General features: G+C 32.6%; 14 protein-coding genes. 6 read left to right on the forward strand and 8 right to left on the reverse strand.

Annotation, left to right across the window (positions count from 1 at the left end):
* Positions 1-6: 6 nt before the first annotated feature.
* Together infC and thrS are read right to left on the reverse strand one after the other, a co-directional pair.
* Positions 7-540 (reverse strand): translation initiation factor IF-3, encoded by a 534-nt coding sequence (gene infC / locus ACFEL1_RS07625; RefSeq protein WP_410521705.1) that lies wholly within the window; start codon positions 538-540, stop codon positions 7-9.
* Between the two features lie 89 nt (positions 541-629).
* Entirely contained in the window at positions 630-2,543 is a 1,914-nt protein-coding gene (thrS, locus tag ACFEL1_RS07630; protein ID WP_341763289.1) for a threonine--tRNA ligase, read from the reverse strand.
* Positions 2,544-2,696: 153 nt separating this feature from the next.
* Between thrS and ACFEL1_RS07635 the strand changes: the two genes are divergently transcribed.
* Positions 2,697-2,948, forward strand: coding sequence for a hypothetical protein (locus ACFEL1_RS07635; protein WP_375330974.1), 252 nt, complete (start codon positions 2,697-2,699; stop codon positions 2,946-2,948).
* Between the two features lie 130 nt (positions 2,949-3,078).
* On the opposite strand, the gene ACFEL1_RS07640 is transcribed toward ACFEL1_RS07635, so the two are convergent.
* From ACFEL1_RS07640 to ACFEL1_RS07665, 6 genes are all read right to left on the reverse strand, one after another.
* Positions 3,079-3,912 carry an endonuclease/exonuclease/phosphatase family protein gene (locus tag ACFEL1_RS07640; protein ID WP_375330975.1) on the reverse strand — a complete coding sequence of 278 codons (834 nt, stop codon included), beginning with the start codon at positions 3,910-3,912 and terminating at the stop codon, positions 3,079-3,081.
* Between the two features lie 208 nt (positions 3,913-4,120).
* Positions 4,121-4,723, reverse strand: coding sequence for an NADH-quinone oxidoreductase subunit C (locus ACFEL1_RS07645; RefSeq protein WP_375330976.1), 603 nt, complete (start codon positions 4,721-4,723; stop codon positions 4,121-4,123).
* Positions 4,701-5,240 (reverse strand): NADH-quinone oxidoreductase subunit B family protein, encoded by a 540-nt coding sequence (locus ACFEL1_RS07650; protein ID WP_341761302.1) that lies wholly within the window; start codon positions 5,238-5,240, stop codon positions 4,701-4,703. Before ACFEL1_RS07650 ends, ACFEL1_RS07645 begins: the two co-directional genes overlap by 23 nt.
* Positions 5,241-5,244: 4 nt before the next feature.
* Positions 5,245-5,619, reverse strand: a complete 375-nt coding sequence (locus tag ACFEL1_RS07655; RefSeq protein WP_342278731.1) for an NADH-quinone oxidoreductase subunit A — start codon at positions 5,617-5,619, stop codon at positions 5,245-5,247.
* Positions 5,619-7,040, reverse strand: coding sequence for an O-antigen ligase family protein (locus ACFEL1_RS07660; RefSeq protein WP_375330977.1), 1,422 nt, complete (start codon positions 7,038-7,040; stop codon positions 5,619-5,621). Before ACFEL1_RS07660 ends, ACFEL1_RS07655 begins: the two co-directional genes overlap by 1 nt.
* Positions 7,041-7,053: 13 nt before the next feature.
* Positions 7,054-7,530 (reverse strand): DUF2155 domain-containing protein, encoded by a 477-nt coding sequence (locus tag ACFEL1_RS07665; RefSeq protein ID WP_341763402.1) that lies wholly within the window; start codon positions 7,528-7,530, stop codon positions 7,054-7,056.
* A gap of 492 nt (positions 7,531-8,022) precedes the next feature.
* On the opposite strand from ACFEL1_RS07665, the gene ACFEL1_RS07670 reads away from it, so the two are divergent.
* From ACFEL1_RS07670 to ACFEL1_RS07690, 5 genes are all read left to right on the forward strand, one after another.
* Positions 8,023-9,387 carry a M23 family metallopeptidase gene (locus ACFEL1_RS07670; protein WP_342278729.1) on the forward strand — a complete coding sequence of 455 codons (1,365 nt, stop codon included), beginning with the start codon at positions 8,023-8,025 and terminating at the stop codon, positions 9,385-9,387.
* Between the two features lie 353 nt (positions 9,388-9,740).
* Positions 9,741-11,117 (forward strand): UDP-N-acetylmuramoyl-L-alanine--D-glutamate ligase, encoded by a 1,377-nt coding sequence (murD, locus tag ACFEL1_RS07675; protein WP_375330978.1) that lies wholly within the window; start codon positions 9,741-9,743, stop codon positions 11,115-11,117.
* Positions 11,095-12,258, forward strand: coding sequence for a putative lipid II flippase FtsW (gene ftsW, locus ACFEL1_RS07680; RefSeq protein WP_375330979.1), 1,164 nt, complete (start codon positions 11,095-11,097; stop codon positions 12,256-12,258). The genes murD and ftsW overlap by 23 nt, the downstream gene beginning before the upstream one ends.
* Positions 12,255-13,331 (forward strand): undecaprenyldiphospho-muramoylpentapeptide beta-N-acetylglucosaminyltransferase, encoded by a 1,077-nt coding sequence (murG, locus tag ACFEL1_RS07685; protein WP_342278726.1) that lies wholly within the window; start codon positions 12,255-12,257, stop codon positions 13,329-13,331. Before ftsW ends, murG begins: the two co-directional genes overlap by 4 nt.
* 91 nt (positions 13,332-13,422) lie before the next feature.
* A complete protein-coding gene (locus tag ACFEL1_RS07690) occupies positions 13,423-14,169 on the forward strand; it encodes a hypothetical protein (RefSeq protein WP_342278725.1) in 747 nt (248 codons plus the stop codon).
* Positions 14,170-14,405: the final 236 nt, after the last annotated feature.

A 14,405-nucleotide genomic window follows, 5' to 3' on the forward strand; every position in this document is an offset into this window, starting at 1 on the left:
ATAGTTCTAATTAGTTGGTATTTTGCTTGGATCAGGGCTGACTAACATAATTATCTGTTTACCTTCCATTTTAGGAGCGGAATCAATCTTAGCTAAGCCCTCTAGTTCTAACGATATGCGGTCAAACAACTTCATACCAATATCATTATGGATAATCTCTCTGCCTTTAAACCATAGAGAAATTTTTACTTTGTCACCTTCCTTCAAAAAATCTTTGATCTTGCGAAGTTTCACGTTAAAATCACCTTGGCTGATATTAGGCTTAAATTTCATTTCTTTAAGCACTATGATCTTTTGTTTTTTCTTGGCATCATGGACACGCTTTTTACTCTCATACTTAAATTTACCGAAATCCAAGATTTTACAAACAGGCGGCTCAGCATTTGGTGAAATTTCTACCAAATCTAAACCAGCTTTTTCAGCTTGTTCTAGAGCATTCTTGATGCTAACGATACCAAGCATATTACCATTTTCATCGACTAAACGAACTTGATTGACCTTAATTTCCCTATTAGCCTTCGGAAAATTACTATTCTTAATTCCAAAAATGATATTTTCTCCATAAAAATTGTTATTAGTTATTATTGTGTTTTTGTGTACTTTTTACACATACGACACAATTGCTTTCATTATGTTAAATAGCGAATATTCTGATCTTTTACAAGCTTTACTAGATTTTGTAGAGAAATAATTTCCTGCTGATCTGATCCTAGTTGTCTTATAGTCACAGTATTATTTAGCATTTCTTGTTTACCAACAACGGCTATTATAGGTACTTTATTATTAGAAAAATAGCGTATTTTATAATTAATCTTTTCAGGTGAAATATCGACATCTGACCGTATTCCTTCACTAATCAACAATTTGTGTACTTCCAGTGCATAGTTATTTAAGTCACTTGTGATGGTAGCAATAGCTACTTGTACAGGGGCTAACCATAAAGGAAAACGTCCTGCATATTCTTCAATTAATATGCCAATAAACCGTTCAAAAGAACCAATTACAACTCTATGCAACATTACTGGTCTTTTTTTCTCACCGCTTACAGTAATATAATGAGCGTCAAGACGTTCCGGTAAAACAAAATCAACTTGCAGAGTGCCGCACTGCCATTCTCTACCTATTGAGTCTTTAAGGCAAAAGTCTAGTTTTGGTCCATAAAACGCACCATCACCGGGATTTAATATGTAAGAATAACCGGCTTCTTTTACGGCTTCTTTTAGAGCATTTTCTGCTTTATCCCAAACTTCATCGCTGCCAGCCCGTATTTTAGGACGATCTGAGAATTTAATTTTAATATCAGAAAAACCAAAATCTTTATAAACCTCGGTTAAGAGGCTAAAAAATTTTACCGTCTCACTGTTAATTTGTTCCTCAGTACAAAAAATATGTGCATCATCTTGCCGAAAAGCCTTTACTCTCATCAGACCATGTAATGCACCAGACGCTTCATTTCTATGACACAAACCAAATTCAGACATACGTAACGGTAAGTCTCGGTAACTCTTGATACCTTGTTTAAAAATTTGCACATGACATGGGCAGTTCATTGGCTTCATAGCTAGTGTTTTATCATCAGCGAGATTTAGAGCAAACATATCCTCCCTAAATTTTTCCCAATGACCAGAAGCCTCCCACAAGCTTTTGTCAACTAACACCGGGGTTTTTACTTCAATATATCCAGTTTTTCTGATTTTATTTCTGATATATTGTTCGATAATGCGATATATACTCCAACCTTTATCATGCCAAAATACCATACCTTGAGCTTCTTCCTGAAAGTGAAACAGACCAAGCTCTTTCCCTAATTTTCTATGATCACGCTTTTCTGCCTCTTCAATCATATAAAGGTAGTTGTCTAACTGTTCTTTTGTTGCCCAAGCTGTCCCATAGATTCTTTGTAGCATTGGGTTTCTACTATCACCTCGCCAATAGGCTCCCGCTACTTTCATTAATTTAAAATGTTTGACAAAGGCAGTTGACGGGGCATGTGGACCACGACAAAGATCAAGGAAGTTACCTTGTCGATATAATGTAATCTCCTCACTTGCTGGAATCTCTGAAATTATCTCGGCTTTATAATGCTCGCCTATTGACTTAAAGAATTCTATGGCTTGATTACGATTCCATACTTCTCTAGTAATTTTTTCATTTCTTTTAACAATTTCATGCATTTTTGCTTCTATATTGACTAAATCCTCAGGGGTAAAAGGTTTATCTTTAGCAAAATCGTAAAAGAAGCCATTTTCGATAGCAGGTCCTATGGTCACTTGGATATCTGGAAATAATTCTTTAGCTGCCTCTGCTATTATATGAGCGGCATCATGACGTATTATCTCTAAACATTCAGTATCTTTATGGGTTAGAATCCTTACATTACAATCAGATTCTATAGGTAAACTTAAATCCTTTAATTGATTATTTATCTCAATAACCATAGCTTCTTTTGCTAGAGAAGTAGAGATTTTACTAGCTATCTCCAATCCCGTAATATTTTTTTCAAATTGTTTTTGCGTTCTATCTGGAAAAGTAATAGTAATCATTTTATCTAATATTGTATCTAATTTTTAGTACCTTGCATATTAGCTTGTTAATAGTTTATATTCAACTTAATTTTTAGGTTGTGAAGGTCAGGGCAGTTTAAAAGTCACAACTAATGATGGAAAATTCTAAATTATAGAAATAAATAGTTGTCATTGCGAGCCACAAAGTGGCACAATTGGTTAAATTCTGATATTGACCTTTTGTCATTAGTGGATAAGGGTAATTGTGTTCGATTTGAATGTGGTTATGGCGTTCCTATTGGCGTAGGTAGGACTCATGTTAATCTTTATCATAATGATCCTGCTGACACGTGGTTTGCTGGTACTGGTACTTTTACTGTTGGTGGCTTGGGGTTTGGCGAAATAGGAGGGATTGGTAATTTTAGTTATGGTAAGTGGTGGTAATACATATACGCGAATTCGGGATAAGAATTGACAAATTCTTATCCTGAATTCGCGTATTTAGGTAACGATCGCTCTACTAGCTAAAATGCTCCTAGATAGGAAGCCGTTGATATAGATAAGGCATCTTCTTTTAAGGTGTATTAATCTCTAACAATAGTGGTGAGTGATCGGATATTTCATCTTTTAATATTTCAAAATTACTTATAATAATATCAGGAGAAGTAAAAATATAATCAGCGAATTTTTCTTCTTTTGTATATATATTAGTACGTGTAGATTTAATATTGTAGATTTTTATAAGATTATTCATGCTATTTTCAAGTATTTTTATACTTTTGGTATCTAGAGTTAAATTGAAATCACCACATAATATTTTAGGTGTATTAATAGTATCTACAAAATTTTTAATCCTTTGAGATTGATTTATTCTTTCTTGTGTATCCGTTTTACCCATCCCATTCCATAAACCATGTACATTAAAGAGAGTATAAATTTGGTCATTAAAACGATATTTAAGCCATTGCATTTTTCTAGAGTGAGTCGGACCGCGACCTATGTAATTTGGATTATCATGTATGTTAGTCTCCCCTTTGCTTAGTATATCAATCTCCTTTTTTATAAATATCCCAATACCATACCCTTCCCCTACAACTGGTGTAAAAAATGCATTATGCTTTGGGAGTAATGCACTCATTTCTGAGAAAATATTAAGGATAACTTCGTTATCATCAGTTGATACTTTATGTAGAGCATTATTATATACTTCTTGAAGACAAAAAATATCAATATCTCTATGTAATTTTATAAATTCTAAAAGTAGTTGTCGTATATGTCCTCCCCATATGTTAAGACTGATAAGTTTTAAACTTTTTTGTCTAGATTCATTTACATTGTATTCTTTTGTACTCGGTGACTTTGTGGAATACAACACGGGTTCTATTTTACTACCAATTATAAATTGCATATAACAGCTAAACAAAACAATAAAAGTTATTGCACTTAATTACATTTTTCATTAAATTATCTTCTTTTATTTAAAATTAATCATATCTTTGATTTAATGTTTCTTAATCCTAAGACTAATTTAATTATAAATTGATAAATAATTAAAAATTATAATTAATGGTTGTTATATATATGCCATAATCAAAAAGGTAAATATGACAGTTATTTCACTTCGCCTTTTCATCTCCAGGTAATACATAACTTGGGCCTTGCCAACTTGATGAAAAATCAAATTCTCTATATAGTTGGTCAAGTTTTACTGGCTCATATACTACTTTTGCAAGAGTATCATCATATTTAACCTGCACGTAACCCGTTAATGGGAAGTCTTTTCTGAGAGGATGACCGACAAAATCATAATCTGTTAGAATACGACGATTATCATGACTACCACCAAAAATTACTCCAAACATATCATATGCTTCGCGTTCATACCAGCAAGCAGCACTAAATATTTTGGTAACTGAGGGGATTATGTCATGTTCTCCAGCCTCAATTTTTACTAATATACGTTTATTTAATTTAAGACTCAGTAAATTATACACTATCTCAAACCGATTAGAGCGGTTTAGGAAATCAGCAGCAAATAGATCTGTTAGCACAGTAAAACGCAAATCCTCAGATTCCTTAATTGCCGATAAAAATGGTAGCAAACTTTCTATACCAGCTTTATAGTTAGTAAAATGTATATTTAAATCATTTACAGGCAAAGCAGTTATCTCAAGCTCCTGATTTTTTATTAAGTCGTCAATGATATTTTCCATTGTCACCTTCTCTAAATCTAGTAGTTCTTTTAATCTTCTTTTGTAACTGCATTAAACCATAAATCAAAGCTTCGGCAGTTGGAGGGCAGCCTGGCACGTATACGTCTACTGGAACAATCTGATCACAGCCGCGTACTACTGAGTATGAATAGTGATAATAACCACCACCATTGGCACAGCTTCCCATTGACAGAACCCACTTAGGTTCAGTCATTTGGTCATAAACTTTTCTAAGAGCCGGAGCCATCTTATTTGTTAATGTTCCTGCAACTATCATTAAATCAGATTGACGTGGGCTTGGTCTAAACAACATGCCAAAACGATCCATATCATAGCGGCTAGAAGCAGCTTGCATCATTTCTACTGCACAACATGCAAGACCAAAACTCATAGGCCAAAGTGAATTAGATCTAGCCCAGCCTATCAAATCATCGAGTTTAGTTATAAGGAATCCTCGGTTTGAAATTTCTTCTTCAAGGAGCTTATCTTGATCGTATTCATATAGATCTATCTTTGCTTGCATGTCATTACTCCCAGTCTAAAGCTCCTTTTTTCCATTCATATACAAAACCGATGGTAAGTACCAATAAAAAAAACATCATTGAGAAGAAACCAAATTTACCAATTTGTCCAAGTGTAATAGCCCATGGCACCAAAAAAGTTATTTCTAGATCAAAAATAATAAATAAAATAGCTACTAGATAAAAACGTACATCAAATTTGCTTCTAGCATCACCAAAAGCTTCAAATCCGCATTCATAACTATCCAACTTAGCCTTATTATATTTTCGAGGAGCTAAAAGCCTTGGCAATGTAACTATTACCAATGATAAAACTGATGCTATACCAAAAAACACAGCTATAGGCAAGTATTCTTGTAAAATATTAGATGTTTCCAACATTAGTAATTATACTCCTGTGATTTTGAAAGAAGTAACTTAAACAAAATCATCGCTCCAAAAGAGCTGCAAACCCACCATATTTGCCAAATGTTAAATGAAATCATACCTATTATATAATAATTTATAAAGCAAGCATAGGCAACTGACTTGTAATTTAATACATCTATTTTGTTATTCTCAGTCGTTCGATTTATCTTACCACTTTTAGAAGACTGCACTAAGGATATATTACTAATTTTTTGAATATATTTGTAAATTAAAGATAAAAATAGTATCAAACCTATTAAGCCCGTTTCCAATAAAATTTGCATTATATTATTATGTGGGTGTAGAGGAAGGGGGGACCACGTCCACTGGTTATAGCTAATCATTTGTTTCTCATCAATTTTAAAATTTCTTGATGAAGCAAATCCATGACCCAAAATTGGTTTTTTGATAATTTGTTCGGCAACAAAGTGCCAAATAAATACACGGTGCTTAGCAGAGTCTGGTAGAAACTTGGCATAGTGATCTGAGGCATAATGTGGTTGTATTTTATATGCAATTATTGGCATCAATATTGAACCAGATATCATAGCAAGGGTAAATAATTTCAAAAAAACAGATTGCAGTGATTTGGTTACTAACAGCCTATTTGTTAAAAATACTAATCCAGCTACGGTAAATGCTAAAAAGCTTGCAAGGCTATCTGAGATATAGAGCAAATAAAAAATTATCAGGTAATATATTAGCGCTAATAAATATCTATGATATGATATAATTATAGCTATCGCTACCCATGAAAGAACTGATAATAAAGAACACCCACGGTCAAGAATGAATAAAAAGAATTGACATGAAGATTTTGGCTGAAAAACAGTACGGAAAGCCCTTGTTATAATACCGTAAGATGCGTATTCTATAAAAAACAAAGCAATTGCTGCTGTTATTCCTAAAATAAAATATATTTTTATTTTAGTTACATTTATGGATAATTTGTCAATATTGCTATTTACGATAAACCCTATTAGAACAATTAAACAAACCTGTAGATAGTTAAATAAAGAGGAGGGGTAGTTAGGTGAATAAAAATTTGTTATAAGACACCAGAGACAAAATAGTAATTCCAGTTTCCAATTGGATAACAAAGTTTCTTTAATAGTAGCGTATTTAAAATGAATAAAGATTTTATCTCGCAAAGCAACTAATATAGTTAATAACAACATAGGAACTGTTACTGCAGTAGAAAAACTAGAAATCAATCCAACTACTGGGAATAACATAACTAATAGGCAGATCATGGATTGTATACTCTTCTGCTTTAAAGAATTGGCTTTTGCAAATACTTGCGGGGCATTCGCGTGTTCACGTACTAAATGTACGCTCCGCTTACTCTCCCCTTGTTTATTGTTCCCATTTTTCAAATCATTTGAGTATATCATTAGTTAAAATATCCTATAAACAATTTTTAGCAAAGATTTCATAAATAGGATGTTCAAAGGTGGAGGCTGAGATACTTGACGAGATAATCCATCCTTGGAAAATTAACATAGCATCCTCATCAATTTTATGCTCTGTAATGGTTAATAGCATGTAATTATCCTCATTGTAAGGATCAAGATTTTTAATACATTTATGAAGTTTAATTTGAATATTACCAAAATATTGTGGTTCATTAGGCTTTAATACCAGCTCCTTTGATGTTGCTGTGATTTTATTTAAAGCAATAATCTTACCAAGACTGTAAGTTTTTAATTCTGAATGTTCAACATTATTTTGTATATTTGGCAAGTTATTAGAATCAGCAACATGCTCAGTAAAATTATTATCTTTTTCTAATTCATTACTTTCATCTGTAGTATCAAGGAATTCCATATTTTGAGTATTATCTTCAGCTTGTCCATAAGAAGAAAGAATGCATAAAAATCCCATTATACTAGCAAATATAAGGTGCTTCATCAATTTCTGCAACATGCGAAAATAACAATTCTTTAAGTTATAATTTGGACTGTGCTGAATTATACTAGCATGCAGCAAAATTGTATATATAAAATTTTATGATAGTGTAACAGGGCAGTTTAGAAGTCCCAACTAATGATAGAAAAGTTTGTTTTTTTAAAAAGATAATTGCTGTTTATTTGGATCGCCACGCCACTTTGTGGCTCGCGATGACAACTATTTATTTCTATAATTTAGTATTTCCTATCATTAGTTGGGGCTTTTAAACTGCCCTGATAGTGTAATTCATCGCTAGTAGTTTAAAATAAGTAAAACTTTAGTAATATTTTTATTGTAATTTATTTTTCTATACTCCATATTGGTAGGATCATTACATACAGATCAAATAAAAACTAAAAATATTTAAATAAATTTTTGGTTAGTTATTTGTTTTTTCATGAATCAATATCACTTAAATGAGCATTAATGCAAGCTATTATCCGCCTTATATTAACAAACCCGCAGATTAAGTATAAATTTAGGGTCATTTTTTCATACTTTTCTATATTCCTTTTTATGGGGTTTGCTACTTTTGTATCTTTATCGATCAATAAGTTCGTTAGTGATACTATGTCAATTACTATAGCAGAGCCAGAGATACTTGAATCTTCAGAAGAACTATCAAATGAAATCTCCCAAATTATAACAGTCAAAAAAGGTGATACATTAAAGGCAATACTTTTACGGCAACAAATTCCAAATAATGAAATAAACCAAATCGTAAAACTAATAAAAGACAAGAATATTGAATCTTCCCTGAAGATAGGACAGCAACTTGTTTTTGATTATGAGATAAACATTACTGAACAAGATGATGAAGATCTTGCTTCTGAATCACGTATATTGAATAAAATAACCATAGCGTATGATAATGTTAAATCTTTAGAAATTATTAGAGAAGAGGAAAGTTTTTATGCGAAAGATGTGACCAAAGTTCTAAATAAATTAATAACCAAATCTTCTGTGGTTATTAATTCAAGCTTTATGTCGGCCTTAAAATCGTTGGGATTATCAAGTAATAGTATAATTGAGCTGATTAACTCGTATAGTTATCAGATTGATTTTCAACGTCAAATTAAAAATGGTGATACGGTAACTGTTATAACCGAAAAATTTGTTACCAAGGAGGGTAAATTCTCTCATCATGGTAAGGTTTTATATGTATCGCTTAATTTGTCCGGTAAAGAATATAATATTTTCCGGTATTCTCTAGATAATACACCCAATAATCATGATTTCTTTTCTGAAGATGGTAAAAGTGTAAAAAGAAGTTTGCTTAGAACCCCTGTTAAATTAGTTAGAGTTTCTTCTCATTATGGTAATAGACATCATCCTACTTTAGGCTATACCAAAATGCACAAAGGTGTTGATTTCGCTGCTCCAACTGGTACGCCGATTTATGCTGCAGGTAATGGGGTGATAACTGAAATAGGATGGAAATCTGGTTACGGAAAATTTGTACAGATTAAACATAGTCAAAATCTATCAACTGCTTATGCTCATGCTTCTAATTTTGCTAAAAATCTTAAGTTAGGAAGTATAGTTAAACAAGGCCAAGTTATTGCGTATGTTGGTAGTACTGGTAGAACTACGGGGCCACATTTACATTATGAGGTTAAAATAGGTGGTAAGAACATAAACCCTATGCACGTTAAATCTACTCCAGGCATAGAGCTTGTTGGCAAGCAATTAGCAAAATTTAAACAATTTAAAAGTAATGTAAGGTCTTTAAGTAGTGAGCTTGATAATAAGTCAGAGATTGCTGAAAATTCAGCAACAAAATTCTTTTGAAATCTTAAGGAGTTAATATAGTTCTCGTTTCTTATTTATAGACGTATACTCGGTGAACTTCAAGAATTGGCGTTCCCGCGACCAAAGATCTCCGATGCTCGACTTTGCTACTGCCTAGCTCTTCTTGAAGTTATACTATCGTCTATCAACTCTTGAAATCATAGAAGTATATATGTCTATTAGCGAAGCGTTGTCTATATGACAAGCTTCATGGATTGCCACGTCGCCGCTTGCAGCGGCTTCTCGCAATGACAACTTTTTAACTTTTAACAGTTGTGCTTATGGTCTCCTCGCTAGTAGACGTTTTATAGACGTATAGTAAACATAAGTAAAACAAGGTGAGCCTAAAAATTATGTCATCATTTCTTTCGCAAAAACATAAGAATATAGGTATAGTTGGTTTAGGTAAGACTGGTATAGCTGCTTGGAAAGTACTGAATAAAGTAGCTAAAGTAATTTGCTATGATCAAGCAAAGAGTAGTCGGGATGCTTTTACCAAAATCTATGGGAGTGATAGTCTTGTTAGCTTATCTGATCTGCAGTGGCAAAATCTTGATAAGATTCTACTGAGTCCAGGTATTCCTTTGTCTCATGACATTGTTACAATGGCTAATTCTTATAATATACCGATAACTTCAGATATAGATCTGTTATTTGAGGAAGTTAGGTTAAGAGAGCCTGAGGCAGCTAATTTCATTGGCATAACTGGTACTAATGGTAAGAGTACTACCACTGCTTTAACCAGCCATATTTTACAATCTTGTGGTTTTGATTATCAAGTTGGAGGAAATATTGGTTTTCCTGTTTTGGCTATGAGATTAGATAGTAAAGGATATGTATTGGAGCTATCCTCATTCCAATTAGATTTATTAAACAGTTTTAAAGCCAAAATTGTGGTGCTTCTTAATATCACGCAAGATCATTTAGACCGACATAATAATATGCAAGGCTATATTGCTGCCAAAAAAAAGATCTTTGATCGAATAGATAAAGATTCATTTGCTATAATTAGTGTTGATCATGAAATTACCAAGAATATTTTTCTAGAATTACAAAAGGAAAATAGAACAAATGTAGTACCAATCTCTACTTATGAAATTCTTAATAAAGGAATATCAATTTGTAATAATATTATTTATGACAATATTTTTGAACCGATTACTATTAATCTCCATAATAATAACTATCTACAAGGTATACATAATCAAGAAAATATTGCCGCTAGTTATGCAGTTTGTCGAATTATAGGGGCAATGCCAGAACAAATAATTGCCGCTATCGGGCTATTTAAGGGGTTACCACATAGAATGCAATATGTTGGTACAATGCAAGGAATAAGTTTTTATAACGATAGCAAAGCTACCAATGGTATTGCTGCCTCTAAATCCATCTCATCGCTTGATAATATATATTGGTTAGCTGGGGGGATAGCAAAAGAAGGAGGAATAACAGAGCTAGAGCCATGGTTTTATAAAATTCGTAAGGCTTATCTTTTTGGTCAAGACAAAGATATTTTTGCATCATTTCTTAATGGCAAGGTAGACTACCAAATTTGTCAAGATTTAACGGAGGCTTTTAATTCTGCCTTTAAAGATGCAATGGAGGATATGGGGGGTATAAAGAATATTCTGCTAGCCCCAGCTTGTGCTTCCTACGATCAATTTAAAAATTTTGAGGAACGCGGAGAATTATTTATTAAATTATATAATGCTATTATTAATCATGGTTAAAGATAATCATAATAATGAATTGTCTAACAACTATATAAAATGGTGGTGGCGTAGTATTGACCAGCAAATGATTATTGCTTTAGTAATCCTATTTGTATTTAGTATAATGTTGGTTACTACATCAGGATCAGCAGTAGCCAATAGAATTGGACTTAATGAGTATTATTTTGCATCTAGACAATTATTCTACCTTGCTAGTGCTTTGTTACTAATCATTTTTTTTTCTTTTTTCTCAAGAAAATGGTTAAAGAGATTCTCAATTCTAGGATTTATTGGTAGTATATTATTATTAATTTTAGTTAGATTTTATGGTTATGAGGTTAAGGGGGCTACTCGTTGGATTAATATTCTAGGTCTCTCTATACAACCTTCAGAATTTGTAAAACCATTTTTTGCAGTGGTGGCAGGCTGGATATTATCGCTGAAATTTGAAGGTGAATTTCCAAGTTTTTCTATCTGCATAAGTCTTTATAGTATCGTTGCTTTATTATTAATTATCCAGCCAGATTTTGGTATGTTAGTGATGGTGACTGCTGTTTTTGGTATTCAACTTTTTATTGCTGGTATGCCGATATTTTGGATTATACTTGCTGCTTTTATGTTGGTATTTGGGGTTACAGCAGCTTACTTTTGGCTTCCTCATGTAACAAAAAGGATTAATAGTTTCTTGGATCCTGATAGTAGTAGTAATTACCAAGTTGGTAAGTCAATCAGGGCGTTTGAGCATGGAGGTTTATACGGTTGTGGTCCTGGTGAAGGGGCGGTAAAACAAGTATTGCCGGATTCGCATACTGATTTTATCTTTGCTGTTGCTGGTGAAGAATTTGGAGCAATTATTTGTTTAATCATTGTAGGGATCTTTGCTTTTATAGTTATTCGTAGTTTACTTAAACTTATTAATGAAGAAGATAAATTTATTCAATTAGCAGCAAGTGGTATTATTTCCCAAATAGGGTTACAAGCAATCATTAATATTGGTGTAACCTTGAATTTATTGCCAACCAAAGGTATGACGTTACCCTTTATTAGTTATGGTGGTTCTTCAACTCTTGCTATAGCCATTGCTACGGGGATGCTGCTTGGTTTTACCAAACATAAAACCTCTCTTGGTAAATATAAAATTCAAGATATTGACATATGAAGAATATAATTGTTGCTGGTGGTGGTACAGCTGGGCATTTGTTTCCCGCTATTGCTTTAGGTGAAGAATTAATGAAGCGTGGGTATGAGTTGCACCTTATCACCGATGTTAGGTGTCAAAAATATTTAACTGAAGATTTAAAGCTTATACCACATATAATAAATTTTAGATTGCCACCTAAAGGTTTATTTAATAAGTTTAAATTATTGATTTCCTTATTAATTATAACTTTTAAGATGTTATTGCTATTAGTGAAGATTAAACCATATGCTATAATTGGGTTTGGTGGCTATCCGACTTTTCCTCCATTGCTTGCTGCAGTATTTTTACGTATTCCTATCATAGTTTATGAACAAAATTGCTTTATTGGTAAAGCTAATAGATTTTTCTTAAAATATGCTAGGAAAGTTGCCCTTACATATGATGAAACTAAAAATTATGATATTCTTGATAAGAATAAGAAATTGGTTATAGGAAATATAGTACGGGAGAATGTTAAAAACCTGAAAGTAAGAAATGATTTTGGCAATGATCCTTTTCGGATATTTATTTTTGGAGGAAGCCAAGGAGCAAAGATTTTCTCTACTTTAGTACCTGAAGCTATTCAAATATTAGTGCAATCAAATCCTGATATTAAACTGCATATTACCCAACAAGCTTCCATAGAAGATCATGATAATATTGCTAAAATTTATGCTCAGTTGAAAATTCCATATAAGTTGGCAGATTTTTTTTATGATATGGATCAGCAATATGCGAGTCAAGAATTAGTAATATCAAGAGCTGGGGCATCGACTATTTCTGAGCTTTGCTATGTAGGATTGCCGGCGATTTTTATTCCACTACCTTCAGCTAGCGAAAACCATCAATTCTATAATGCCAAGGCTCTAGAAGATAGTGGGGCAGGGTGGTGTTTTGAACAAAATGACGTTACAGCAGAAAAATTAGCCAGTAAACTCTTAGTGCTAGTAAAAAATCGTGATATATTAAAAAAAACATCTAATGAGTTATTAAAAAGGAAAAATGATGGTAGTAGGCTTTTAGCTGATGCGGTAGAAAAAATAATAAGCTGACTTTTTAATTCAGTTGAGGGAATTGCTTCTTGCAACTTTAATAATTCTGTGTCATTAATTATGGTTTAGTAAAAAATTATCGGATTGCTTTATGTTAGGGAAAATTATTATTACAGTTTTGGGATTGTTCCTACTTTCAGGTTGTACTGATGGTTTTAAAGGATATTTTAAAAAATCTGCTAATAATAAAATTATAGATACCAAAGGTTTTGAAGGTGGTAAGCGTCCGCCTCTTTATAATAAGAAGTATATATCAATGGCAAAAAGGAACGTCACGGAAGAAAATTTTGATGACGATGAGGAAGATTTACTTAGTGAATCTGATACGGAAACAATTAATCCAACTTTAAGAAATCGTCAGATGTATCTTAAGATGGTAAAACAGGATGCAGATCGCAAAAGAAGGCAGAAGTTAAATCAAGATAAAGATTATCCTTCATTGAACTTAGCAAGTGATAGGGTAAAAAAGCGAAATAGTGATGAGGAAAACAGTAAGTTGCACAAAGAGTTAGAGCAAATTAAAGCTATGCTGCATGAAACTAAAAAAGATTTAGAAAAGTATAGTTGTCCTGCGGGGAAAAATACTAAAACACAAAGTGCTGATATGTTACCAATAGAAACAGATAGTCATAAAAACATTAAAAAATTAGAAACTAATAAAACTAAGAGTGTACTCAATAAATCAGAAATGAAAAGAAAATTTCTTAGTGAAGATTATGATGATATGAAGGTAAATGACCCTAATGAGAAAGTTGGTAAACACGACACTAATAATAGAGTGAATAGTACTATTGTTAATGAACAAGAGAAATTCCAGTTATCGCCTCGTGCGATATAAACACAGAATACCACAACGTCTATTAGCGAGCGTAAGCGAAACAATCTATAGATAAATGATGTTACTGGATTGCTTCGTCGACCTACGGTCTCCTTGCAATGACATATTTTTTAATAATTCTAAAAAACTTGATTATCGAGTTTTATATTTTTTTGCCAAAGGTCCATAGGTGTTATAGTCAATTTATGAGAATTTGATGCTAGGAACGATGGAGCAACGCCTATAGATAATAGGCG

The organism is Candidatus Tisiphia endosymbiont of Oplodontha viridula, from assembly GCF_964264865.1.
Taxonomy (GTDB): domain Bacteria; phylum Pseudomonadota; class Alphaproteobacteria; order Rickettsiales; family Rickettsiaceae; genus Tisiphia.

What these genes read in the sequence shown, in the direction of transcription:
- ACFEL1_RS07670 (WP_342278729.1), top strand. Translation starts at nt 8,023, where the DNA reads ATGCAAGCTATTATCCGCCTTATATTAACAAACCCGCAGATTAAGTAT.
- ACFEL1_RS07655 (WP_342278731.1), bottom strand. Translation starts at nt 5,619, where the DNA reads ATGTTGGAAACATCTAATATTTTACAAGAATACTTGCCTATAGCTGTG.
- ACFEL1_RS07690 (WP_342278725.1), top strand. Translation starts at nt 13,423, where the DNA reads ATGTTAGGGAAAATTATTATTACAGTTTTGGGATTGTTCCTACTTTCA.
- murD (WP_375330978.1), top strand. Translation starts at nt 9,741, where the DNA reads ATGTCATCATTTCTTTCGCAAAAACATAAGAATATAGGTATAGTTGGT.
- ACFEL1_RS07650 (WP_341761302.1), bottom strand. Translation starts at nt 5,240, where the DNA reads ATGCAAGCAAAGATAGATCTATATGAATACGATCAAGATAAGCTCCTT.
- thrS (WP_341763289.1), bottom strand. Translation starts at nt 2,543, where the DNA reads ATGATTACTATTACTTTTCCAGATAGAACGCAAAAACAATTTGAAAAA.
- ACFEL1_RS07640 (WP_375330975.1), bottom strand. Translation starts at nt 3,912, where the DNA reads ATGCAATTTATAATTGGTAGTAAAATAGAACCCGTGTTGTATTCCACA.
- murG (WP_342278726.1), top strand. Translation starts at nt 12,255, where the DNA reads ATGAAGAATATAATTGTTGCTGGTGGTGGTACAGCTGGGCATTTGTTT.
- ACFEL1_RS07665 (WP_341763402.1), bottom strand. Translation starts at nt 7,530, where the DNA reads ATGGGATTTTTATGCATTCTTTCTTCTTATGGACAAGCTGAAGATAAT.
- ftsW (WP_375330979.1), top strand. Translation starts at nt 11,095, where the DNA reads ATGCTATTATTAATCATGGTTAAAGATAATCATAATAATGAATTGTCT.
- ACFEL1_RS07660 (WP_375330977.1), bottom strand. Translation starts at nt 7,040, where the DNA reads ATGATATACTCAAATGATTTGAAAAATGGGAACAATAAACAAGGGGAG.